This window comes from Simiduia aestuariiviva (assembly GCF_014192475.1).
Classification (GTDB): Bacteria; Pseudomonadota; Gammaproteobacteria; order Pseudomonadales; family Cellvibrionaceae; genus Simiduia; species Simiduia aestuariiviva.
Window position 1 is genome coordinate 867,034 of sequence record NZ_JACHXZ010000001.1, and the last position, 23,995, is coordinate 891,028.

The window sequence follows — 23,995 nt, forward strand, 5'->3', positions numbered from 1 at the left end:
CAACTGCTACACTTGCTGCAGAGCTTACAGGAGCAACAATGCAGCTTTTTGATAACGCCAATGGTCGTGAACAGAGTGAGTACGACCTCAGTCAATTGGAAAACCATCGCCGTATTCAATTGTTTCAACTGTTGAGTTTGGTGGGTATTGCCATGTTGCTGACATTTGGTGGTGTCAGTTTTTTCCGCGGTGCCCTCTGGTTATCGTTGCTGTTAGTCGGTATTGGCATGATCGGCGTACTCAACATGGTGTGGCTGCACGTTCAGCGCAATTATGTGGGTGCCGCCGTGGTGTTGGCGAGTTGTGTGACTTTTCTGAATTTAGTGTTGGTTGCCACGGGTGGCGTTGCCAATACAGGGCTTTTGTGGGTTTACCCGACAGCCGCTATCGTTATTTTTGTAACCGGTTATCGCGCCGGCTTCGCACTCTCTAGCTTGCTGTTAGTGAGCTGCGTCATCGTACTGTTTTGGCCTGACAATCCTTGGCTGACGGCGGATTACCCCAGTGAAGTAAAAATTCGTTTTTTGGCCACGTTGGTGAGTTTATTGATAGCTTGCCTGGGCAGCGAAATGGTACACGTGCACTCTCGCGTGCGCGTACAGGCATTGCATTCGCGCGTTCAATCCGCGGCTATCACCGACACACTGACGAAGTTGCCCAACCGGCGATTTGTAACTGAGCACTGCATTCGACGCGGTTTTTTTGATCGGAGCTTTGAGGGCGGCACGTTGATCCTCGCCGATGTGGATCGGTTCAAGCGTATCAACGATGAGTTTGGCCACGATACCGGCGATCACGTGTTAGAGAAAATAGCCGAATACCTTGATCGCACTACGCGCGATGAAGATGTTATCGCGCGTTGGGGTGGCGAAGAATTTTTGATTTTACTGCCTGGAGTAAACTTGCAGCAGGCATGGAACCGCGCCGATGAAATTCGTGAAGGGCTTACGTTAGAAACTTTTGATGACCTTTCCGAGCCGGTCACAATGAGCTTTGGCTTGGTGCACATTGAGTCGGGTAAGAGCGCCGATAAGCTACTAAATCAAGCGGATAAGAATTTATATGAAGCAAAAGCATCGGGCAGAAATTGTGTCGTGGGTTAGCTGTGCCGCCCGGTTGCTTGGCGATTAATGATTTGGCAATTGCTACACCTGCTGTGCAGGCTGTTCTAAATAATTGTTAAATGCTTGGGTGGTACGCTGCATTTCCTGTTTTAATCTTTCGAACAAAGGCTGAGTAGCTCGCTTTTCTTTGCATGCGAGCTCCAATTCTCTGGCGGTTTTATACAGGCACTTCGCGCTGATGTTGCCGGCGACGCCTTTGATCTCATGAGCGACTCGTTGAATGTCTTCGAGGTTGTTGTCTTGCACCGACTGTTCTATTTTTTCACAGCGAGCAGGCATGTCCCGCAAGAACAGTTCTATCAGCGATCGTAGGCGGTCTTCCCGTTGGCGCACGCGCTTTAGGGCATCTGCTTTGTCCCACACCAATTCCTCAGTGGGTGCGCTAGTGGGCTGTGAATCTGGCGTGGCTACTTCAGTGGCAATCGGTTTAGGTGATTCATTTGCGAGCCAATTACCCAGGACTTTTTCAACTAAATCAAAATCCAAGGGTTTGGTGAGGTAGTCGCTCATGCCGGCTTCCATGCAGCGCTCGCGATCGCCGTGCATGGCATTGGCCGTCATGGCTATGATGGGAATGTCCTTGTTAAAGTGGCCTGCCTTGCCATTGCGAATGTGCCGAGTGGCTGTGTAGCCATCCATTTCGGGCATCTGGCAGTCCATGAGAACCAGATCGAAAGCATCTTGTCGAGGCGTGTCGATGAGGTGGTCCATGGCTTCTGCGCCGTTAGCTGCCATACGTACGTGGTAGCCCATATCTTCCAGCAGTGAGCGCGCTAGTTCCTGGTTGACATGATTGTCTTCCACCAGCAATAGCTTACCAATACACCGAGTGCGAGGTTGTTTGTTGGTTGTTTCAATCCGCGGTGTTGCATTGGGTAGTAGATGTTCCATCGCCAGTGGCGTGAGGGGTATGGGTAAATGGTGAAAGTTTACCCAGCGGCCTATGGCGACAAGCTCTTCGCGTTTGCTGTGAGAACACAGTAATAAAATGTGGCATTGGCTGAGTTTACCTGATGCCCGCAGCGCCTCTATGGCGTTTATCGACTCTGGTCCCGCCAGTAGCCATTGCACATCGACGTCGGTATTGGCGTCTAGTGAGGCGCAGCCAATAATGTGCGCGCCCGTATGCGACAAGTAGCGCAAGGTTAACGCGCGCCGGTGCTCAAGGTCATCGACCACTAGGATGTTTTGGTTGGCGAGGTCGGGCCATAGTCGGCTGGCTGGCTGATCATCGCTGGCAATGTCAATGGGAATGCGGAATGAAAAACGGCTGCCTTGGCCGGGCACGCTGTCAACTTCGAGCTGGCCCTCTAAAATCTCACACAGTTGCTTGGTGATGGCGAGGCCCAGGCCCGTGCCGCCGTACTTGCGCGTCGTGGATGCATCAGCTTGGGTAAAGGCTTCAAATAAATGGGGTAAAACGTGCGCTTCAATGCCAATGCCCGTGTCAGATACGGTGCACTCTAATTGGTGTTGACCCTGATTGTCTTCGCTAATGTGGACATCTAGCTGAACGTGGCCCTGCTCGGTAAATTTAATGGCATTACCCATTAAATTGTTCAGTATTTGAAGTATGCGACTGGAGTCACTGTTAATTTTCGTATGCTCTAGTGCCGTCGCATCTAAATACAGCTCAATGCCTTTCTCCTGTGCGCGCACAGCTGCAGTGGCTGCAAAGTCTGAAATTAATTTAATGATATCGAAGTCGAGTCTTTCAATGTGAAGTTGGCCAGCTTCAATTTTCGAAAAATCCAATATTTCATTGATAATATTTAACAGCGATTCAGCACTGTGCAGTGCCAGTTGTGTGTAGTGGTTTTGTTGCTCCGATTGTTCACTGCGGGTTAATAGGCCAAGCATGCCCACAACGCCGTTTAGGGGGGTGCGAATCTCATGGCTCATGCTCGCCATGAACTGACTTTTTGCAAGCGCTGCGCCCTCGGCCAATTGTTTCGCTTTTTCTTGTGCGATATTGATGCTTTCCAAGCGCGCTGCATAGTGTGTCAATTCATCGTTAATGCGCTTTTCTGCGGTAATGTCGCTGAGAATAACAATGACACCTTCGTGCCCATGTTTTTCTTGTGTGGTATTAATCCATTCCAAGTCAACCCACAATTTATTGTGCTCGTCGTTGAGTATGTCGAGTTGCATGGAGAATCTGTCTTCGTTAACAATGGCTTGTTCAAAAGCAGTTTTTTGCGCGTTGTCGCGCATGCGAAGAAAGGGTATGAAGGGCTTGCTCCAAACCCGATTGTTGTTTTTCGCCAACATTTTGTGGAATGCCTGGTTGGTCCAAACAATCTCATGTTTGTTGTTGAGAATTACGACGCCGTTAGTGGTTGTACTTGCGACCAATGACAAGCGTTGAATATCCTTGGTGCGATTTTCCACCCGCTGTTCTAGGGTATCGTTGGTGTTTTTGAGTTCGGAAAGGCTGTTGTCGAGCCTTTCTGCCATGTCACGGAAGGCCTCAAATAGCAATCTAAACTCGATAATGTTGCTGGCAGTGTCCGCCGTTTTTTCGTCAGGGGACTGCGCACCAATGCTGTGAGTGCGTCGTCTCAATTGCTGGAGTGGAGTTTCAATTATTTTGCTTAGCACTTGGGCCAATAATATTGCGAGTAATACCAATCCATTGAGTAATAAAAAGGCACCCTGCTTGCGCGCCTGCAGCTTTTGGACAACTTTATTGGCGGGGCGCCCCAGCAGGATGTTCCAATCGCCCGATGTTTGCTGGTAAACGTATATTCCCTGGTTCCATTGTTGGATGATCGACTTTTGCTTGCCGTCAACAAACAGTGTTAAGTGAGTTAGTTTGCTATTTGATGTCGCGTCATATTCGTTTATTTGGGGAACGGCGCCGCGCTGAATGCGCGTGCCGTTCTTTTGTAACTCGATAAATAGCGCCTCATCTAGTGGCAATTCGGCGAGCCATTGCTGGAGTTCTGACGGCGATTCATTGAGATAGGCGTGGGCGGCAAGGAGTTTCGCCGTGACCGCCATTTCCTCTTCTAAGTCTTGTTCTAACAATGTGCTCAATTGGTATTGATAGATAATGATCGGTGTTGTGCCAACCAACAGCACCACGCCGAGAACGAGATTAAAGGTCAGATTCCGAATGCTTAGCTGGCAAAATCTCGAAGCTTGCAGCCCCTTGAAGTCTACGCTGCGCGCGGCCAGTACCAGTAGGTTGGCGCACAGTAGATTGAATACGCCATTCATGGCTTGTTTGGTGCCGATAAATACAGACTGTTCGAATCCAACATTCAGGAAATACTGATAGAAGAACAGCACCAGCGGGATGCCCAATAGCAGCCAATAGCAGACGTCTGCATACACGAGATTGTGTTGCGGTCGCAGATGGTGCCAGAGCGCCACAAAGGCCACTTCTGCCCCAAAAATGGCAATGGCATAGGGGTGATTCCAAAGCAACCACGTATAGCTGGATGCAATCAGCGCGACGATGATGGCTGAGCGGGGCCCGAGCAGCGCAAGGGCAACGAAACTGGCAATTGATCCAAAAATAAAGTCTATGCCAAACAGCAGTGGCAGAGACGTGTAATTGCCGAGCCAACCCAGCAGGGCGAGGCAGCTTGTGATCGCGATAAAACGTGGCCAATAACTGGGTACGTGGTGGCGGTGTACGGGCATGTAACGGCGTCTGCCTCGGCTTTGCTGAGTGATGCACTCAGTTTAGTCAAGGCATGCCGTTTGTGCGGGGCAATTTAGACGGATGATTAAATATTGCTTTCGGCGGCGAAAATTACCGGTAAGGCCAGCTATTCCGCCGCGTTAAACAGTCATTTAGTTATAAGAAGCAATATTGTATTGGATAGTTCAGGACTATCTAATTTCCCATAGCCGAGTACTAGATCGGCCTTAGCATCGTTGTTGAGATCCGCTGCGCGCACGTGGCTGCCGTCTTCGGGCAATGTGGTTTTATACGCCAAGGGCTTCTTAGCGATCAGTTTTTCGGTGCGGTTGCCGGGGTAGATTTCGAGCGTATGGCCGCTTTTGGACAACACGAGGTCTTGCACATCATCGCCGGTGATGTCTGCCAGCAGAGTAATGGCGCTGCCCGAGCGGCCGGAGGTAAGGCTAAATTTGAGAGCTACCTGCTCTTTGGCGGCAGGCTTGGCACCGAAATGGCCTTGCTCATCCTGTGCAAAGAGGTACACCTGCTGATCAATGCTGCCCGAGAGCAGCGCGCCAATAATTTGCGTGATGCCGATGTTGAAGCGCGAGAGTAGAATTTCTGGGCGCTGGTCGCCGTGCATGTCGATAATGTTGAGCCCGGTGAGGGTGCCCTCGGCTTTAATCGTGGAGTCGGGCAGGCGATGGAACTGCACCGGTGCGCCTGGTTCTGCGCTTGAGGCCGCTTGGCCCAGATAAATCTCATAATCATTGACGCGGTCGAGAACCCCTTGACTGCGGGTGTAGCGCACGATCATGTCGGGGCGGCCATCATTGTTGATATCTTGCAGCCGCTCAAGCTTGCGGTAGGTGAGGTTGCTTTGATCGAGTTCTTGGCCATTGATATCGCGCTTGTACCACCAATCGACACCGCTGATATCGGGTGCGATTGCCAGGGGTGCTCCGGCGCTGAAGGTGCCGTCCTCCTGCTGCAGGAACGGGTGAAGTTGGCCCTCTTGGGGCCGGATTAGGTCTTGTCGGTGGTCACCGTTGATATCGGCGGTATAGATTGGCGCGGGAGTATAGCGGGCGCCTCGATTATCCATGATGATTTGTGGGCCAATGGGCAGCGTGTGTTGGCGTTGCTGTGCGGTGCCGAGGTGGGTGATAACGTGCAACTGATCAAAGTCGGCGATCACCGCTGCGTTTTGATTCTTGCCCTGTAGGGGTTGTAGAAACGCATCTCTGTAGATGAACGAGGGTTGGGTTTCGCGCACCAACGATCGCACAGCTGCGCGCTGTTCCAGTGCTGCGCTAGCGCCGTTGACAACGAGTTGGGCCAAGGAATCGGCGGCGAGAAAAAACAGCGACTGTGCGCCTTGATCATTGGGTTCAGAGATGTCGTAACTGAAGTATTCTGGCGCAATTGCTACGTGAGCGGCCTGGCTGAAACTGTCGCCTTGCCATTGATAGATGTGCAATTGGCGCGCATTGTTTGACTGGGTAAACAGTATCAGCTCGTGGCCTCCGCCCGGCAGTAAATCGGCTGTTTGGGCAGGCTGAATCAGCGGCCCTGGCGCCTCGATGCGATGTTCCTCAAAACTTTGTGCGAAATTAACCTGCGACCATGCCAATAAAAACCCCGTGGCGACTAACTGCATGCGATATCGCATAAGTCTTCCCTTATCTTTGTTTTGTCGTATTTGTTAAAGCGCGTATCTTGCGCGGCGCGTCTGCGACATTCAAGCGTGCGTGGCGCTCGCTGGGTTGAGCGGAGCCAAGTGCCTGTCAAACCGCCTTGTGTGCTGTGGACATGACCCTAAATTGCGCACACAGGCAGTCAATATGTCGGTATGATTAGGCATAGCTTGCGCGATTTAGTTCCACTAGCGCCGCAGGCAGGTAAGAACAAACATAAAACAACAAGGAATATTCGTTAAGGAGTGCTCATGAGCGAAGAATTATTAAATATCATTTTTAGCTTTTGGACGGGATTGGCCGTTTTGGTCTTTATCGTACTTAAGTCATCCATCAAGTTTGTACCGCAAAATCATGCTTATGTGGTCGAACGTTTTGGGCGCTATCACAAAACCATGGTGGCTGGTTTGAACTGGCTGATGCCAATTTTTGATCGGGTCGCCTACAACCAATCATTGAAAGAGCATGCCTACGATGTGCCCAGCCAAGCGGCGATCACCAAAGACAACATTTCTTTGGTAGTGGACGGCGTGCTCTACCTCAAGCTGTTGGATCCCTACAAGGCCTCCTACGGTGTCGACAATTACGTGTATGCCGTAACCCAATTGGCACAGACCACCATGCGCAGTGAGATCGGTAAAATTGATTTGGATAAAACCTTTGAAGAGCGCGAAAGTCTAAACATCAATATCGTCAATGCCATTAATGCGGCGTCTGAACCTTGGGGCGTGCAGGTGATGCGGTATGAGATCAAAGACATCGAGCCGCCGCGCACCATTTTGGATGCAATGGAGCGCCAGATGAAAGCCGAGCGCGAGAAGCGCGCGACCATCTTGGAATCTGAGGGTCATCGGCAGTCTGCCATCAACGTGGCAGAGGGTGATAAACAGGCCCAGGTACTGGCAGCTGAAGCTGACAAAGAAGAGCAAATTTTGCGTGCTGAAGGTGAGGCGAAGGCAATTATTGCAGTGGCCGATGCAAAAGCGAAAGCCCTCGATACGGTTGGCCGGGTCGCGGCCACCACTGAGGGGCAAAAAGCCATTCAGTTGGATCTTGCCGACAAGGCCATCGATGCCAAGCGTGCTATCGCAAAAGATTCTACCGTGGTGTTATTGCCCGATGGCAGCAGCAGTGCAGCCAGCGTAGTTGCCGAGGCTATGACCATCATCGGTACCCTTAACAGTCCTAAAACTCCCAGCTAAACGCGAGGCATCTCTATGGTTGAATACATCAATCAACACCAAACAGAATTCTGGTTGGTCGCAGGATTTGCACTGCTGGTTTTAGAAGTGCTAGTGGGATTTGCGGCTGGTGTGTTTTTGTTTGCCGGGCTTGGTGCTCTGATTACCGGCGGCTTGATGTTTGTCGGCGTGTTGCCAGAAACTTGGGTTGCGGGTATTTCCTGCACTGGCATCAGTTCAGGCCTTTCTGCGGTGGTGTTATGGCAACCGCTGCGCAACCTGCAAGGCAACAAACCCATTGAAAAAGACAACAGTAGCGACTTCGTCGGGCACGAGTTTGTGCTGTCTGAGGACGTAACGCAGAGCCAGCCGGGAACGCTGCAATACTCGGGAATTCAATGGCGTGTCGAACTGGATGCAGGTATTGAATCTCTTGCCAAAGGTAGTCGTGTGACGGTGGTGTCAGTGGAGGTGGGCGCGTTTAAGGTGCAAGCCCTATAGCGGTTGCGCGGCTACATGCTGTGGCGCAAAGCCCTAATGCAGGGGCTTTGCGTTAGCAGGCAAAATTGAACCTTAAAAGATTTAGCTATGACTCAAGCGAATAACCCACTGCACGGTAAAACACTGGCGCACATTGTTGAACGGTTGCAGGCCCATTATGGCTGGGCCGGACTTAGTGCGCGCATCAACATCAACTGCTTTAAGTCTGAACCCTCAATAAAATCAAGTCTGAAATTTCTGCGTAAAACGCCCTGGGCGCGCGAAAAGGTTGAGGCGCTCTACGTTTCGACCTTTAATGCCGATAATCCATGGCTCCAAAATCCCGATAGCTAGCGTTACAGTAATTCAATCAACTTGCTGTAGCCGCTGCGGCTGATGGCGTATTGTTTGGGATTGTTGTTGTCACTTTTCATGACCGCAAAGCGCGTTTCTTTTGCCTCTGTTTCTATGCCCTGTAAAAAATCAAGATTGATTAAGGTAGACCGATGAATTCGGCAAAATTGCTGGCTGTCTAACTGGTCTTCCAACTTTGAAAGTCGCTCTTGCTTGATGTGGCTGGCTTCTGGCGTGTGGATAACGACATAGTCGTCTGCGGCCTCAATGGCGGTGATGTCTTTGGTTGCAATGACATACACATCGCCTTTATCGCGCACTAAAATTCGCTGGATGGGCGCGCCGGGTTGATTCATTTGCTGCGCCGCTGATTGCTGCTGGGCTTGGTATTGCGCCGGTGTTTCGTGGGCGACTCTTTGCGCGATACGTTCAACACTCTGTAGTAATCGGTCTTTGTTGACCGGCTTCAGGAGATAGTCAACGGCATTCTTTTCAAATGCTTGAATGGCATAGTCGTTGTGAGCCGTGATGAACACCGTTAACGGTGCGGTATCCCCCAGCAGCTCCAAGACATCAAAGCCATCCAGTTTTGGCATGTTTATATCCAAAAACATCACTTGTGGGTTTAAATCATTCACCGCTTTGACGGCGCTTATGCCATTTTCACATTCAGCCAGCACCTGTATGTTGGGGTGCGCATTCAGCAGCGTTTTCAGTGCTTGGCGAGCGTGCGATTCATCATCCACGATAATGGCACTAATGTGTTCTGGCGATTCCATAATCATTTTCTCTGGGGTAGGGCGGTAGCGCGCGTAAGAAAGGGCAGTGACAGTGCGACGCTGTAAACCTCGTCGGTTTGCTCGGCGTTAAAGCGCGACCCGGGCCCATAGTAACTTTGCAATCGCTTCTTCAAAGACGCGAGCCCGTGTTTGGTGCTCTGAGCTTTGTTGCCGGTGGGGTCGTAGCTATTGCTTACACACAAATCAATGCTGTTTTGGTTTTGTTTAATCGATATTTTGATGAAACCGGCACCAGCGTGGGATTGAATGCCATGTTTGATGGCGTTTTCAATGAGGGGAAATAGCAATAGGGGCATGGCCGGCTGGCCGAGCGCGTTGTTGTCCACCTCGATGAATACTTCAAGACCCTCACCGAACCGCTCTCGCTCAATGGCGAGGTAGTTTTTGACGTGATTCAACTCTTCTTCAATGGTGACCAGCTCATTCTTGGAATAGTTCACGCTGTAGCGTAAAAACTCAGACATTTGAACACATTTATCGTGAATTTTATCGGGCGCGATAATTGATAAATTGGCCAGCATATTCAAGCTGTTGTACATAAAGTGTGGGTGTACGCTCGCTTTGATGGTTTGCAGTTCAATGTTGCTGATAAGCAACTTTTGCGCGAGTGCATCCGCATTTTCTGTATGGTCGCCTTTCGCCATTAAGTAGGTGTAGTGAATCAACACCCAAATACCGTACAGCAGCAGGCCAATAATAGTGTTAATCATCTGACTCTGTGCGTATACCACACTGGGTTCGTAGGTATTTAATTCAGCCAGTGCGCGCGCCCAGCTCCAACCCAGTAGCATCCATAGTCCAATCGTGATGGCAGCTGCCAAACTGTGGATAGCCAGCAGTTGCAGTGCCGTGTACCTGTTCGCTGGTAGGCGGACGCACAGGTAGTAGTTGGAAATGCAAAAAAACAAGAGGAAGAAGTACCAGGGAATTGTCAGTAAGCTAATTGAACTGATCGGACTGACAATTTGAAACGGTTCGGCAAGCTGGATTAACATTGCCGCTATGCTAATGCAGATTGTTGACCAAACGACAAAAAGCGTCATAAGGCTTCGATTGGAACCAAAGAAAGGGTGCATATACTTAGCTTATTGTTGTTTTAGTTAGTTATTTCTAGGCCGCCAAGCAAAACCATGCCCGTAATCACCAAATGTTTTTCGGGCATCCCCAGCTTGTCTGCAAGACAAGTGGTTTTGTTCGTGACACCGCCCAGCATTGGCAAAACCTTCACGGTGACGTTGAAGTGGGCGGGCACCTTGATTTCTGCACCCCCCATAAAAGCGAGCACATCAATTTCGATAGCCCCATTTTTGCTGTCGGCTTCTCGAATATCTACCTCGGCGCCCCCTAAAATAGCGATGACGCTGCCACCTGTTAGTCGTTTAGAGCGGGTGGAAAAATTGCCGCCACCTAATATGGTAAATACATCTATTTTGGTGTCACCAGGTTGTTCGGAAGTCGTACCCGGTTGTTCTTGGTCCAGTTCACCATCGATGACAATGCCTATGGTGGAGGTATCGCTATCGCCCTTCGGGCCACTGCTGGCCTTCTGGCGGATTAAGTTTATTCCGGCAATTAGTAAAATGATGGGAATTATCAGCGCACTGATACTGAAGTTAAGAATGTGCCAGTTTGCGAGTTGGAACAGCACGCCCAGTCCGATTAAGGTATGGGGCAAATATTGGCGACAGCGGGTTTCTGTTCCCTCCTTTTCACGGCGACCGTACAGTTGGACGGCACCCGCAATAATGAGCAGTACCGGCCAGTTTTTCAGGACCAAACCCAGAAAGGGAATCCCGATATTGTTGAGAAACAGCAACACTGCGAAGGCCACTAAACCAATGCCAAACAGTGTGCGTGGCGTCATATTGTCGTTGTGCTTACTCATATCGGGTCTCTCAAGAGTGCTGTATATGTGTCAGTTATGCCGGAAATCGCGCTATGGGCGCGAATCCGTGTTGTCTTGCTCTGATTCTGAGGTGCCAGTGGAGGGTTGTTTAGCGCCTTCCTCTGCCGCTGTCTCGGGCTCTTCGATACTTCCATCGATAATGTCGCTATCTGCCGCAGTGTGCGTGGTGCTGTTTGTGCTTTCCTCTGTTTTTGCCTGTGTATTGTCACAAAAGGGAAATGGCTTAGCGTCGCCGTTATAGCTCACAAAGGTGAGTGCTTCTTGAATGTACTGGGTAATAGTTGCGCACATCTTGCGGATATTTTCATTGTCCTGCCCGAATAGCAGGGTAAATATAAATTGGACGCTGCAAAGTATCCACATCAACATGCCTGCAAGGTGAAGGATAATACCGTAGATGACCATGTAGACAAGCCGAATCCAGGTGGGGCCGTTGGTCATGTTGGCGAAAATTTGATCTTGTGATGGTTGGTTCATTGGGTTGCTCCGTTGGGTATAAGTCAGTTGGTCAGCTGTATACTAAGCAACCCAACGGGGGGAATGGACCGGATTTCGGTTAACGGCGGTTAGGCATCGGTAGGCGACGCCTGTGGGCCGCAGAATGGGTAGAAACCTAAGTGTTAGGTTTCATGGTGTTGGAATATGAGGATGATGCCCTCTAGGTTGTCGTATTTATCGAGGTAGGGATTGATCGAAATGCCAATGCCAGGCCCTGCGGTGTTTTGAATGCGGTGGCTTATTTTGCGTTTTTCTATACTTGCTTGATTGATGAGATCATGGAGTTTGTCACAATCAAAGGTGAGTGACAGGTCGGTGAATGGGCGATTAAGGTCGAGCGGCAGTACCTTCACGTATTCCCGGGCCTTAGGAGTAAAGCGGCGAATAAGTGAGTTGGTGTCTAAGTAGATGACCCCCATTTCGGTGTATTTCAAAAGGTTGTCGAGATCGAAATTCGCCGACTCAAGTTCTTTGATTTTCTCCTGATATTCACTGTTGACGGTAAACAATTCTTCGTTGACCGATTGCAATTCTTCATTGCTGGATTGTAACTCCTCGTTGGCTGCCATTAATTCTTCATTCGAACATTGCAGTTCTTCTGCCAACGTTTCTATGTCGTGTTGGCGTTCCGTTAATATTTCCCGTGCGTCTAATAATGCGGCATCAAGCCGTGATATTTGCTGGTTCAATAAACTGTTTCGTCGGTAGTCGCGCTCTTCGGCAGTCTCCTCAGCACTGACTGTAGTCTGGGTAACAACACTGACAATATAGTTGTCTATTTGATGGGTGGTGTTGTTTTCCAAGCAGCTTGCTTCGACAGTTACCTTCAGGTTTTCCGGAAGCAAAATAACATTCTCGACACGAACAGGTTTGCGCGTAGCATCAAGCTTTTTAAGTAACGTATTGACTACCGAGGCAACGTCTTGGTGCAGCTGCGACATGATGTGGAGCGAGCTTACGCCTGGTTTCAATTTTTGCGAGAAGGGCTCTGTGTTGCCAAAGCTGTAAACGACGTTGTGTAATGTGTCAATTACAAAACTAGGCGGCGCATAGGCGTTTACGATAATATCTTTGCAGCGTGATATGTTTGACTTTTCTGCGAGCGAATAATCAGACGTTTTAAGGTAGTTTTTGATCCGCGCAGATTGTTCCATCGTATGTCGCTGGTCTGCCAGCGTATTATTGTTAAAGCCCGCATCGGTAAGTGATATGCGCGTATCGCTGTTCTTCTGATAGATTCGGTAATGAGAGTCAATGGTGTGATAGTAGTCAGATAATGCACCGATCGACTCAGCAAACCCCAACAGTAAAAATCCATTGGATCTTAGGGAGAAGTGAAAATATGAAATGATGCGTTTTTGGGCGCTGGGTTGAAAGTAGATGAGAAGATTGCGACAACTCACTAAATCCATGTTGGAAAAGGGCGGATCGAAGGCAACATTGTGAGTGGTGAATACAACATTGGCTTGCACTTTTTCATCGAGGATCAGTTTATTGTCAATGCGGTCGAAGTAGCGTTCGAGAAAAGGCTTTGGAATGTCTTTTTCTACACTGATGTCATAGGCGCCGGTGAGTGAATCCCGATAGCCCGCGCGCCCCACATCTGACCCGAAAATACGGACTTCTCGGGTGACATTCAGTTGTTCTTGGGCGTACTCAAACAACATGCTAAGGGTGTAGGCTTCTTCGCCACTGGCACAGCCTGGCACCCATACGCGAATGGTTTCACCGTCCGGCTTTTCGAGAATCAGTGGTTTGATGGTGTGTTCCAACAGCTGATCCCATACTTCTCGATCTCGAAAAAACTGTGTGACTCCAATCAACATGTCTTTAGCAAGCAGGGCCACTTCTTTCTCTTCGCGCAATATGTAATCGTAGTAATCGGAAAAGTCGGTGATTTCCAATACGCCCATACGGTGTTGAATGCGTCTTTCTGCTGTGCCGATTTTATACTCGCTGAAATCAATATTGGACGAATTTCTAATGAGCGCGAATATCTTCTCAGCGTTTTTGAAGTCGCTGGAATTTTTAACGATATTGACGTCTGAGTTGCCACGCATGCGCAGATGCTCGCTAATGCTGCGGCCCAGTTCATCGGCGGGTGCGGAAAAAATGTTTAATTCGGTGTCCAAAACCGCGCGCGGCATACCGTCGAACTCAGCGTCTTCCGGTGATTGGCAGTAGAGTTTTGCGCCGACATTGTGCAGTGCTATCATGCCGTCCATGCCGTCGTTGCCCGTGCCTGAAAGGATCACCCCGCACGCCCTGTTTTGGTATTCCTCAGCGAGTGATTTGAAGAAGTAATTAATGGGGTGATGCAGTTTATCGGGGCGTATGTTGGACAGTATGATCTTGCCGTCGCCCAGACTCAGGTATTTGCGCTCTTCCAAAATGTAGAATGTATTTTTCTCAATGACTTGAAGGTCTTGGGCCAGTTTTATGGGTATTGGGCAATGCTTTTCTAGGATTTCGTCCATGATGCTTTTAAAATCAGGCGATAAATGCTGCAATAGAATAAAGGCGGCATTGGTGTCTTTTTTGAGCCCTTTACAGAAATCTTTCAATGCACTCAGGCTGCCCGCAGAGCTGCCTATTCCCACCACATATTTTGCATTTTTTGAACTAAGGTCATTGTGCGCTTGTAGTTTTTTATTATTCATTTTGCAGTGAAATCCATTTTATCAATTCTTCTGGCGCCATGGGCTTGGCAATCAGATAGCCCTGTATATAATCGCAGCCCATGTCGATCAGCAAGTTGCGTTGACTGGCGTGCTCAACGCCCTCCGCAACGACCTTCAGGCCCAGCGAGTGAGCCAGTTGTAACACCCCGCTGACGAGCGACATTTGGGCTTTGTTGTTTTCTATAGGATCGATAAAGCTTTTGTCAAGCTTTACCGTGCTGATGGGGATTCGCGCTAAATAGCTTAGCGAAGAATAGCCTGTGCCAAAATCGTCTAAAGCAATGGCATAGCCACGGTGAATGAGTTCATTGAGGTACTCGACAATCTCTTTGGCGTCACCCACGAGCATATTTTCGGTAATTTCCAGTGTTATTTCTGTGGGTGACAGCCCTTGATTTTCAAGTGTGCTCAAATATTGGTTGAGGTGCTCAATATCCGCTATTTGGCTGCCGCTCAAATTGATGGCTGTTCTAATGGGGCAGTCCGTCTGAGGCAGCTTTAACTTAATTTCCTGTAAGTCCTGGCACACGCAGTTGAGCATGCAATATTGCACCTGCGTTATTTTTCCATGTGCCTCAGCGATGTGAATAAACTTGTCTGGTGGAATCCAGCCCAGATCTTTGTTGTGCCAGCGGATAAGCGCCTCTATCGCAACGAGTTTCCCTGTGCGCGCGTGGATGATGGGCTGGTAGTTCATGGAGAACTCACAGTTGGCAATACCGTCGGGGAGGCGCTGTAGAATGTTGTACAGCTCCGTAATTTTTTGTGTGTTGCCGCTGGTGAACCGCGCAAACCGATTTTTCCCGTTTTGTTTGGCGCTATAAAGTGTAATGTCGGCCCGCTGAATGATGTCGTCCATAATCAGTTGGGGCGACGCGCACGGGGTGTTGTTGTCGTTAAATAGCGGGCTGTAATCTGCGATGCCAATACTCGCCGTTGTGTGTAGCGTTAATCCTTCTATAAGGTAAGAAAGGCTTACTTTTTCAAGAATGTTTTCAGCAATGTTGTCTACTGTTGCGTGGTCAATATTGCCGGGAATGAGCAATAGAAATTCATCGCCGCCAAAGCGCGAGACAATATCACTCTCGCGCACGCAGGCTGTGATGCGTTGGCCCACCTCCTTGAGCAGCTTGTCGCCGACTTGATGTCCATATAGGTCATTGATGATTTTGAAACTGTCGAGGTCGATAAACAGTAGCTGTATGGGTTGTTTCAGTTTCTGCGCGATTTCGATGTAGCGCTCCAGTTGGTGCTGGATCGAAAGCCTGTTGTGTAAACCTGTGACGGGGTCGAAGTTGGCGAGTCTGTGAATATCGTTCTGTCGTTCGACGCGATCTGAGACGTCGACCAAGGCGCCAACGCCATGATTTAAACTGCCGTCGGGATTGAGGTGTGCCTTAAAGTCGAGTTCGAGGGTTTTCTTTCTTCTGCCAGGGTGATCTACCACTATTTCGATACGGGCAGCGCCTTTTAATGTCACCTGGGTCACTAATGTCTGCAGGCGATCGTTGTGGTGTGCAAAAATGGAGGTCCAGTTTCGGCCCGCCAATTCGGTTTCAGTTCGTTCGGTAAGTAAACAAAATTCCTCGTTGATAAACTCGCATTCCCAGTCGCCATTAATGCTAATAATGCCAATCGGCACCGTGTAAAGCAGTTTGTCGAGGGCGGTGTTGATGGCCGCCTTGTCGGTGGGCTTTGTGCGAGGTTTGAGCCAGCATATCAAACCATATTCATGTTGTGAGGCGATTTGCTTGGTACGTGTGAGGATGCCCTGTGCCTCTAAGGGATGTTTTAGGCCTACCCGATTAATTTGGAATTCAAACAGTAAGTGCAAGAGCGACTTGCGCGCTTTAAAGCTCCTTAAAGATTTCTGTAGCGACATGATCCCTTGATGAAACGGGAGGTCTTGGGTGGACGGGGCGATACCCGCCCAGCGCTGAAGTGTTGGGTTGGCGCTAATGAGGTTGCCAGAATCCGAGAGGACCGCCGAGCCGATATCGGCATTGCTCATTAGGCTGAGCAGCACCTGCCGGTGGTGATCGAGGCAATCAGCGGCGGAGCTATCACTTTCTGACGCATTCATAGGCAATTTATACCCTGCATTCATTGGCCGCTTTGCGCTGCTCAATTTTTGTACGATTACCACAGTATAGTTGCTATTTGCCCCTCATTTCATTGGCATTGAAGCCACTAAATTGAAGGACGAGCTGGGGGCGGGATTTGCCGCGGTTGACTTGCGCTATGTTTGGCGTGAAATTTTATCTAAGCTCATGATATATATGGATAATTTCAACTTGTCGGACACGGGGAGGGCTGCGGTTTCTGCTGATTTCGCAACGTTTTGATAACTGCTCATCGCGCTCAAGAGCCCTCAACTAGCGAGTTAATGCCAAGGCCATGGGCTTGGTGCTGGAACTTGGTAGATAGTTTGCGGTAAATACCAGCCCAAACCGCAGCCCTTCGCTATATTAATAACTTCATTCACAAAGAACCCCTCCTAGCCTATGGCGCGATTTGAACTAGAGGCCATGTTCGCTGGCGATGTCGGACAGTTAGCCAAGCTGTGGGCCACGCTCGCCAAGATTCACGGGTTAACCGTTGTTGAATACCGCGCGGCCATGGCGGACCAATTATTTGCGCCGCTCTTGTGTCCACACGGGTTGGATGCGCGGTGTCGGCAGTTGATTCAACCGCTGCATGCAGATTTCATGCAGGCGCTGGCCAACAATGAGGCTTTGGTGGTGCAGCACGACCATTGGCTGTGGCAGTTTGCCCGCTGGCTACATGAATACGGTGTTCTCTGGCGCCCAGATTCCGATAAAACGAGCCGCGAGAGTGAGTCACTTGTGGTCAGCTTGTGTGAGTGCGCACCTACAGCGTTGGCGCAGGCAGAGAGCGATGCTGCAAGCCAGTGTATTGCCCATGTCACGCAACTGCTACAGCTAGGCGAGCGCAAGCAGGCACGGGCGGCGCTGCTGACCGAGCGGCTATGCGAATCAGAATTAAGTGATATGCGTTTGCACTCGGCTAAATGTCAGGTGGTTGCACTGTTGAATAAGCACCTTGCCGGGCGCCCCTTTCCGATTGCATTGGTAAAGCCTTTGCAAGAAGTTTTGCAGGGTGAGTTGCAGCATTTGATTCTCACCCACGGGGACGCGCGCTATAAGGTCGCCACGTTTTGGACGCTTTGGGAAAAAATGTTGCCCGTGCTTGGGCAGTGTTTTTCCTGCGATGTCGACAGTGACCAAGCTGGTGCTGATCAACAGCTTTACAGCCGTATTCCACCGTTGTTAGACCAACTTGAGCAGAGCCTGGCCATCGCTACGGCCGATCCCGCAGCCTATGAGCAGTGGGTTGAATCGCTCAATGAGCATTTAATGGCGGCCATTAAAAAAGAAGACCTGGCCTGTGAACCTCTGGCGCCACTTGCCGTCGCCGCAGCCGCAAGTTCGGCCACCATTACACCGTCGCTGGTGGAGCAATTGAGCGCGTTCAAAGAGGGCAGTTGGTTTTTGTTCGAGCGTGAAGATGAGGGCGTAAGGCCCTATCAAATGGCGTTGAACCGCCCAGACCTGCAACAGGTTCTGTTTGTCGATGCCTTTGGACGCAAAGCCTTTGCGCAAAATAAATCTGAATGTGCTGCCTGTTTAGCCACCGGTGTCGGGCGACAGCTCAATCGACAAACGCCCAGTGATATTTTGCGCCGATGGCTTGAGCCCTGTGTGGCGCAGGCCAATGCAGCGTTAAACAAAGCCCGCCAAGCGGCGCATCAAGCGGCCAAAGACGAACTCGAAGCCCGTCGGCTCTCGGCCCACAAGGCCATGGCGGAAGCCCGGGCATTGAATGAAGCCAAAGCTCAACAGGATCGCGATGAGCAATTGGCACAAGCGGCGGCCAGGACCAAAGCCCGTACAGAAAACGCCCAGCAGGCGGAGGCGCAGGTTGCGGCCTTGCAGGTGGGAGCATGGTTGTTGGAGCACAAGGATGAAAGCGAGCAGCGCATTAAGTTGTCGGTGATATTGAGTGGCGTTGGCAAATATATATTCGTAGATGAACTGAACCGAAAACATGCCGAGACCACCCGTGCAGAGCTCATTGACCGCTTTGCCGTTGGCGAGCTTTCGCTCTTACATCAAGGCAACAACTTTGAAGACCAGCTGGCCAAGGTCATACGTGGCCTTCGTCGAACCAGTGCATAAATTGACGCAGGAATTAAGCTAATGTCGGATGCCCAGAATGATCAGCGTCAGGAGTTTCGCTTGAGCACCGCCATGACGGTGTTTATCGAACTACCAAGCGCAGGCTTGGCGGCTGATCCGGAAATCATTATCACGCGCAGTCTTGATTTATCGGCGAACGGATTGCGGGTAATCGCTGATCGAGAATTATTGGCGGGTAATATATTGCGCACATGTGTTCAAACCCAGTCAGCTACTGGCGAGCAATTACGTTTTACCCTGATCACCGAAGTTAAGTGGGTCCGACCCTATGGCGCCGAGCAAGAATTTTTACTGGGCTTGAGCCTGTATGAGTCTGAGGGTTCGGACATCGCGAGTTGGAAAGCGTTTGTCGCCCGCTGTTGTGATTCCGAGTTCACCTAATCGATTTTTCGCGATCTGTGCCATAAGGGTTAACATCCAAGCAAGCGCGCTAACTTCTCTTTTTCGCGGGAGTAGGGGCGATCCCACTCTGTGGCCAGTACATCGTCTTGGGTGTGCGGCGCTTTGACCAGTGGGTTGTTTTCGGCGCTGTATTCGCCACGCCTAAGGGAGCAGACTCCTTGAAAGTTATATAGGCGCGGCATCCGGCTGCCTGCGCCTTTGATCTCTGAGCTTGCTTCATCTTTACTGGAGGGGTGTAGTTCCAAAGCAAGTAACTATCAAACGACTAATAGGGGATTGTTTATCATCCATTCCGGTAAGAGTTAGTGCTGCCATTTTGTGACCATCGCTTGCAGATGTTGCGGCCATTGATTGTTTTTTTGAACGGTCAACTAGCTGGATGTCGTAGGTGCCTAGGGTAATCCCTTCGCTGGTTCTTGTGTAGCCAGAGGTGCTGACAAAAATGTCGAAGTTTTTAGAGGAATATATTTGTCCACGGCCATTAGGCATGCCAGGTGCGTCAGATAGCATGACACTTTCAGATTGGATTTCTTTGTAACCAGGCTCTAAAAAGCTGTCGGAATCGATCCTGCAATTTACTTCAGTGCCTGCAAGCGTAGGGGTGCTAATTATAAGCAATAGTAAAGCTGCGAACTTAGCACTGTTTTTTGTATGTGGCACGTTCGAATTTTCCTTTGTTTAAATGTTCGCAAGGTTTGTAGTTGGCGTTTGCCAGTGCAGATTCTATATTGTTGGTCGCCATGTGTTTTCCTGAGATTATTACTAATACGATGATCGCTAAGCTGGTATTTATTATGGTTGTCTGTTTAGTGTTTTTTGTGTGATCGTTATGGGTGAGTGCTGTAGCGTGTAGTGCTGGGATAATAAGCGCAAAAAAATAGTAGAGAGTTGAGCTTTCAAAGGCGATTTTTTCGATTCCCATGCTGATGCTCGACAACGTGCTTACAGCATGTTGATAGGCAATGTAGGCGCCAAGGATTGCACCAATGTCGAGGGTAAGTAATATAAAATGCGCCAGTTTCTTATTCATTACTATTTTAGTAGAAGATTCCTCTTCCTACGGGCAATCCATTTCTAATTTGGTATTCGAGTACGGCTTCAATTTGCCGAATTCCCCTGACAAACTCGCCTATTGTTTTGTTGTAAAGGCTGTTCAACTCATCATCGATAGCTTTGATAAGCTTGTCTGTAATACCATATTTTTGATCAAGACTTTCTAGGGCAACTGAGGCGGCAATGCCGACAAATATAGCTGCGATTAGTGGGCCTGCTGCTAGGGTTGTTACTGCGCCAATTGCCATAGCGGCTAGAGACCCTATGCCAGCGGAAACTAATACTTTAGCAATGTCTGTTGAAATGGTGCCAACGATCTTGCCAACAGTTACGCTGTCCTGAAGAATGATATCTACTACCGAAAGAGGAATAGTGATTAATAAAGTTACAATTCCACCCTTTGCAATGGTTCTATTAACGCTCTGTGTACCAATTGCAAATTTAATAATTTTAGGGTTTGACGCAAGATATCTTGTGCCCCTTAGTACCTGACGTAAACCGGGATTTCCTTTTAGGATAATGTAGGTTTTATTGTTGATTCGCTTTGTTACGACTTGCCCATTTATCCCTAATTCCGACATTATTTTAGTGACTAAAAGAAGGTCTTGAGCGGGTGAATAGAGTCCGCCTAACGTTTTTGCGGTGCCAGCGTCAAAGTCTTCAAGTGATTTCCCCAGTTTCTCAGACGCTTCTTTTATAAAGGCTCTCTAGGGTGAATATATAGGCTTCAGATTGATTTGCAGTCAGCGACAAAACTTCCTGTTGGTTCATGTCGATTCCTTTTGGTGTGTATCTAATTGATCGGTTTACCGGCTTGGCTAGTTGGCTAGAGATTAGTGCTTTCGGCCCGAATGATAAGCATTTGCTGATGCGCAACATAGCAAAATTTCGATTGTTGGTACGTGCGTATTATGTTGCTTTGTGAATATTTGGGTGAAAGGTGATTTCATTAAGGGCCATGAAAAAAGGGCGCCGAAGCGCCCATTTGAATCACAATTGATTAACTCGCCTGAACCAATCAATCCTCCCGGTAGTTTTCAATACTCGGGCAGGTGCAGATTAAATTGCGATCACCGTAGACGTTGTCGATGCGATTAACCGTGGGCCAGTATTTGTGGCCTTTTAGGAACTCGGTGGGGCGCACGGCGACTTCGCGGGAGTAGGGGCGATCCCACTCTGCGGCCAGTACATCGTCTTGGGTGTGCGGCGCTTTGACCAGTGGGTTGTTGTCGGCGCTGTATTCGCCGGATTCCACCTTCGCCACTTCGTTGCGAATACTGATCATGGCTTCTACAAAGCGATCCAATTCCACTTTGGCTTCGGACTCTGTGGGCTCGATCATGAGCGTGCCGGCCACGGGAAAGCTCATGGTGGGTGCGTGGAAACCGTAGTCCATTAAACGCTTGGCGAAGTCTTCTTCAGTGACGCCGCTGGCCTCCTTCATGGGGCGCAAATCGAGCAAGCATTCGTGCGCCACAAAGCCGTTTTTGCCTTTGTACAAAATGGGGAAGTGTTCACCCAGTTTTTTGGCCACGTAGTTGGCGTTCAAAATGGCGTATTCGGTGGCCGACTTCATCCCTTCGGCGCCCATCATTTTGATGTACATCCAGCTGATGGGCAGAATCGACGCCGAGCCCCAAGGCGCGGCTGAAATGGTGCCGTTGTTGGGGTCGGTGCCGGGCACGGGTTGCACTGGGTGGCCCGCCAAGAAGGGTTCCAAGTGCTTGCCGACACCGATGGGGCCCATGCCTGGGCCGCCGCCGCCGTGTGGAATACAGAAGGTTTTGTGCAAATTCAGGTGCGATACGTCGCCACCGAATTTGCCCGGTGCTGCAACCCCCACCAGTGCGTTCATGTTGGCGCCGTCGATGTACACCTGCGCGCCGATGGCGTGCACCATGTCGCAAATATCTGTGATGCCTTCTTCGAACACGCCGTGGGTAGACGGGTAGGTAATCATCAGCGCGGCAATGTGTTTGCCGTGGGTATCGATTTTCGCTTTGAGGTCGGCTAGATCGACGTTGCCCTGCTTGTCACAGTTCACCACCACCACTTTCATGCTTACCATCATGGCGGTAGCGGGGTTGGTGCCGTGGGCAGATTGTGGGATCAAGCAGATGTTGCGATCGAATTCGCCGTTCGCTTCGTGGAACTTCTTGATGGCAACGAGCCCCGCGTATTCACCTTGCGAACCGGCGTTGGGTTGCAGCGAGATGGCGTCGTAGCCAGTGCAGGCCTTGAGCATGTCTTGCAACTCTTCAAACAGCTGGCTATAGCCTTTGGCCTGATCCATGGGTGCGAAGGGGTGCATCTTGCCAAACTCGGGCCAGGTGACCGGAATCATCTCGGCGGTGGCGTTGAGTTTCATGGTGCACGAACCGAGGGGAATCATGGCTTGGTTGAGCGCCAGATCGCGCGATTCCAAGCGTTTCAAGTAGCGCAACATCTCTGTTTCTGAGTGATAGCTATTGAACACGGGGTGGGTCATGTAGGGCAGTTTGCGCTCCAGCTCGCCGGTGATGGGGCTGGTGGCCTTGGCGTCCAGTGCATCGATGTCGGCGTCGATGCCGAACACGGCCAAGAGCGCGGCCAAATCGTCGGCGGTGGTGGTTTCGTTCAGGCTGATACCGAGACCGTCGGTGCCCACCTTGCGCAGGTTGATCTCGGCGGCAATGGCCTTGTCGTAAATGGTTTGCTGATTGGCGCCCACCTGCACGGTGAGGGTGTCAAACCAGGTGCCGTGCGCCAGTGTAAAGCCGCCCTCGGTCAGGCCGGTGGCCAACATGTTGGTCAGGTGGTGAATGCGCGTGGCGATGCGCTTCAAACCTTCTGGGCCGTGGTAGATGGCGTAGAACACCGACATCAATGCCAGTAACACTTGTGACGTACAGATGTTGGAGTTGGCCTTTTCGCGGCGGATGTGTTGCTCGCGGGTTTGCATGGCCATGCGCAGTGCGGTGCGGCCGTGGCTGTCGACAGACACGCCGATGATACGGCCGGGAGCTGAGCGCTTGTAGGCGTCGCGGAAGGCGAAGAAGCCGGCGTGCGGGCCGCCAAAGCCCATGGGTACGCCAAAGCGTTGGTTGGTGCCCACTACCACGTCGGCACCCATGGCGCCGGGGGATTTGTACAGCAACAGGCTCATCAGGTCGCAGGCGACGGTGGCCAGCGCATCGGCGGCGTGAATTTTGTCGATGATGGCGCTTAGGTCTTTTACCTCACCGGTGGTGCCGGGGTATTGCAGCAGGGCGCCAAAGTAATCTTGGTTGTCTAGATCTGTTTCGGGGTTGCCCACCACCACCTCAAAACCAAAATGGTGCGCGCGGGTTTGAATCACGGCGATGGTCTGTGGGTGGGTGTCGTCGGCCACGAAAAAAGTGTTGGACTTGTTCTTGCGCATTTGGCGCTTGCACATGGCCATGGCTTCAGCGGCGGCCGTGCCCTCGTCCAGCATAGAGGCGTTGGCCAGTTCCATGCCGGTCAGGTCGATGATCATCTGCTGAAAATTCAACAGGCCTTCCAATCGACCTTGCGCAATCTCGGGCTGGTAGGGCGTATAGGCCGTGTACCAGCCGGGGTTTTCCAGCACGTTGCGCAGCACCACGTGGGGCACGTGGGTGTCGTGGTAGCCCATGCCGATGTAGGTTTTAAAGACCTTGTTGTGGCTGGCGAGGTCTTTTAGGTAACTCAGCGCCTCAGCCTCGGTCACGGCCGCGCCCAAATCACTGGCGGTGTTGCCACGAATATTGGCGGGGATCGTTTGCTCGATCAGCTCGTCGATACTGGCGACGCCCAAGGCGTTCAGCATCTCTTGGGTGTCTTGGGTATTGGGTCCGATGTGGCGACCGATGAATTCTTGGTGGTGAGCGAGCTGATGGATACGGCTGGTCATGGGATCTACCTGTCGCGAGAGCTGGAGAAAGTGGCAAGTCTAGCAGCCGATGGAGCGGCTCAGACGGCCCGAA

At 50.5% G+C, this 23,995-nt stretch carries 19 protein-coding genes; 6 read left to right on the plus strand and 13 right to left on the minus strand.

What is annotated here, in order from left to right; translation table 11 throughout:
* Positions 1–38: 38 nt before the first annotated feature.
* Complete coding sequence (locus FHS30_RS03950; RefSeq protein ID WP_183908513.1) at positions 39–1,103, plus strand: GGDEF domain-containing protein; 1,065 nt, start codon at positions 39–41, stop codon at positions 1,101–1,103.
* 42 nt (positions 1,104–1,145) lie between these two features.
* Here the strand turns inward: FHS30_RS03950 and FHS30_RS03955 are convergent, their stop codons facing one another.
* A complete protein-coding gene (locus FHS30_RS03955; protein ID WP_183908515.1) occupies positions 1,146–4,775 on the minus strand; it encodes an ATP-binding protein in 3,630 nt (1,209 codons plus the stop codon).
* Between the two features lie 149 nt (positions 4,776–4,924).
* Positions 4,925–6,430 carry an FG-GAP repeat domain-containing protein gene (locus FHS30_RS03960; RefSeq protein WP_183908516.1) on the minus strand — a complete coding sequence of 502 codons (1,506 nt, stop codon included), beginning with the start codon at positions 6,428–6,430 and terminating at the stop codon, positions 4,925–4,927.
* A gap of 276 nt (positions 6,431–6,706) precedes the next feature.
* Here FHS30_RS03960 and FHS30_RS03965 point away from each other — a divergent pair, with 276 nt between their 5' ends.
* From FHS30_RS03965 to FHS30_RS03975, 3 genes are all read left to right on the plus strand, one after another.
* Positions 6,707–7,657 (plus strand): SPFH domain-containing protein, encoded by a 951-nt coding sequence (locus tag FHS30_RS03965; RefSeq protein WP_183908518.1) that lies wholly within the window; start codon positions 6,707–6,709, stop codon positions 7,655–7,657.
* A 15-nt stretch (positions 7,658–7,672) separates the two neighbouring features.
* The gene (locus FHS30_RS03970; RefSeq protein WP_183908520.1) at positions 7,673–8,137 is read left to right on the plus strand and encodes an NfeD family protein; all 465 of its coding nucleotides are present in this window, start codon (positions 7,673–7,675) and stop codon (positions 8,135–8,137) included.
* An 87-nt stretch (positions 8,138–8,224) separates the two neighbouring features.
* Complete coding sequence (locus FHS30_RS03975; protein ID WP_183908522.1) at positions 8,225–8,470, plus strand: VF530 family protein; 246 nt, start codon at positions 8,225–8,227, stop codon at positions 8,468–8,470.
* 2 nt (positions 8,471–8,472) lie between these two features.
* Here FHS30_RS03975 and FHS30_RS03980 read toward each other — a convergent pair whose 3' ends face one another.
* The 6 genes from FHS30_RS03980 to FHS30_RS04005 form a co-directional block, all read right to left on the minus strand.
* The gene (locus FHS30_RS03980; protein WP_183908524.1) at positions 8,473–9,249 is read right to left on the minus strand and encodes a LytR/AlgR family response regulator transcription factor; all 777 of its coding nucleotides are present in this window, start codon (positions 9,247–9,249) and stop codon (positions 8,473–8,475) included.
* A gap of 2 nt (positions 9,250–9,251) precedes the next feature.
* A complete protein-coding gene (locus FHS30_RS03985) occupies positions 9,252–10,265 on the minus strand; it encodes a sensor histidine kinase (RefSeq protein WP_183908526.1) in 1,014 nt (337 codons plus the stop codon).
* Positions 10,266–10,366: 101 nt separating this feature from the next.
* Positions 10,367–11,155, minus strand: coding sequence for a LiaF transmembrane domain-containing protein (locus tag FHS30_RS03990; RefSeq protein WP_183908528.1), 789 nt, complete (start codon positions 11,153–11,155; stop codon positions 10,367–10,369).
* A 51-nt stretch (positions 11,156–11,206) separates the two neighbouring features.
* Entirely contained in the window at positions 11,207–11,653 is a 447-nt protein-coding gene (locus FHS30_RS03995) for a DUF4389 domain-containing protein (RefSeq protein WP_183908530.1), read from the minus strand.
* 143 nt (positions 11,654–11,796) lie between these two features.
* Positions 11,797–14,334, minus strand: a complete 2,538-nt coding sequence (locus FHS30_RS04000) for a chemotaxis protein CheB (protein ID WP_183908532.1) — start codon at positions 14,332–14,334, stop codon at positions 11,797–11,799.
* Entirely contained in the window at positions 14,327–16,438 is a 2,112-nt protein-coding gene (locus FHS30_RS04005) for a putative bifunctional diguanylate cyclase/phosphodiesterase (protein WP_183908534.1), read from the minus strand. The genes FHS30_RS04000 and FHS30_RS04005 overlap by 8 nt, the downstream gene beginning before the upstream one ends.
* 421 nt (positions 16,439–16,859) lie before the next feature.
* Here FHS30_RS04005 and FHS30_RS04010 point away from each other — a divergent pair, with 421 nt between their 5' ends.
* A complete protein-coding gene (locus tag FHS30_RS04010) occupies positions 16,860–18,554 on the plus strand; it encodes a DUF1631 family protein (protein ID WP_183908536.1) in 1,695 nt (564 codons plus the stop codon).
* 21 nt (positions 18,555–18,575) lie between these two features.
* Entirely contained in the window at positions 18,576–18,956 is a 381-nt protein-coding gene (locus FHS30_RS04015) for a PilZ domain-containing protein (RefSeq protein ID WP_183908539.1), read from the plus strand.
* 29 nt (positions 18,957–18,985) lie between these two features.
* Here FHS30_RS04015 and FHS30_RS04020 read toward each other — a convergent pair whose 3' ends face one another.
* The 5 genes from FHS30_RS04020 to gcvP form a co-directional block, all read right to left on the minus strand.
* On the minus strand, positions 18,986–19,159 hold the full coding sequence (locus FHS30_RS04020) for a hypothetical protein (protein WP_183908541.1): 174 nt from the start codon (positions 19,157–19,159) through the stop codon (positions 18,986–18,988).
* A 40-nt stretch (positions 19,160–19,199) separates the two neighbouring features.
* A complete protein-coding gene (locus FHS30_RS04025; RefSeq protein ID WP_183908543.1) occupies positions 19,200–19,637 on the minus strand; it encodes a hypothetical protein in 438 nt (145 codons plus the stop codon).
* Positions 19,612–20,007, minus strand: coding sequence for a hypothetical protein (locus FHS30_RS04030; protein ID WP_183908544.1), 396 nt, complete (start codon positions 20,005–20,007; stop codon positions 19,612–19,614). Before FHS30_RS04030 ends, FHS30_RS04025 begins: the two co-directional genes overlap by 26 nt.
* A 7-nt stretch (positions 20,008–20,014) precedes the next feature.
* Positions 20,015–20,611 carry a hypothetical protein gene (locus FHS30_RS04035; protein WP_183908546.1) on the minus strand — a complete coding sequence of 199 codons (597 nt, stop codon included), beginning with the start codon at positions 20,609–20,611 and terminating at the stop codon, positions 20,015–20,017.
* A gap of 437 nt (positions 20,612–21,048) precedes the next feature.
* The gene (gene gcvP, locus FHS30_RS04040; RefSeq protein ID WP_183908548.1) at positions 21,049–23,922 is read right to left on the minus strand and encodes an aminomethyl-transferring glycine dehydrogenase; all 2,874 of its coding nucleotides are present in this window, start codon (positions 23,920–23,922) and stop codon (positions 21,049–21,051) included.
* Positions 23,923–23,995 lie beyond the last annotated feature (73 nt).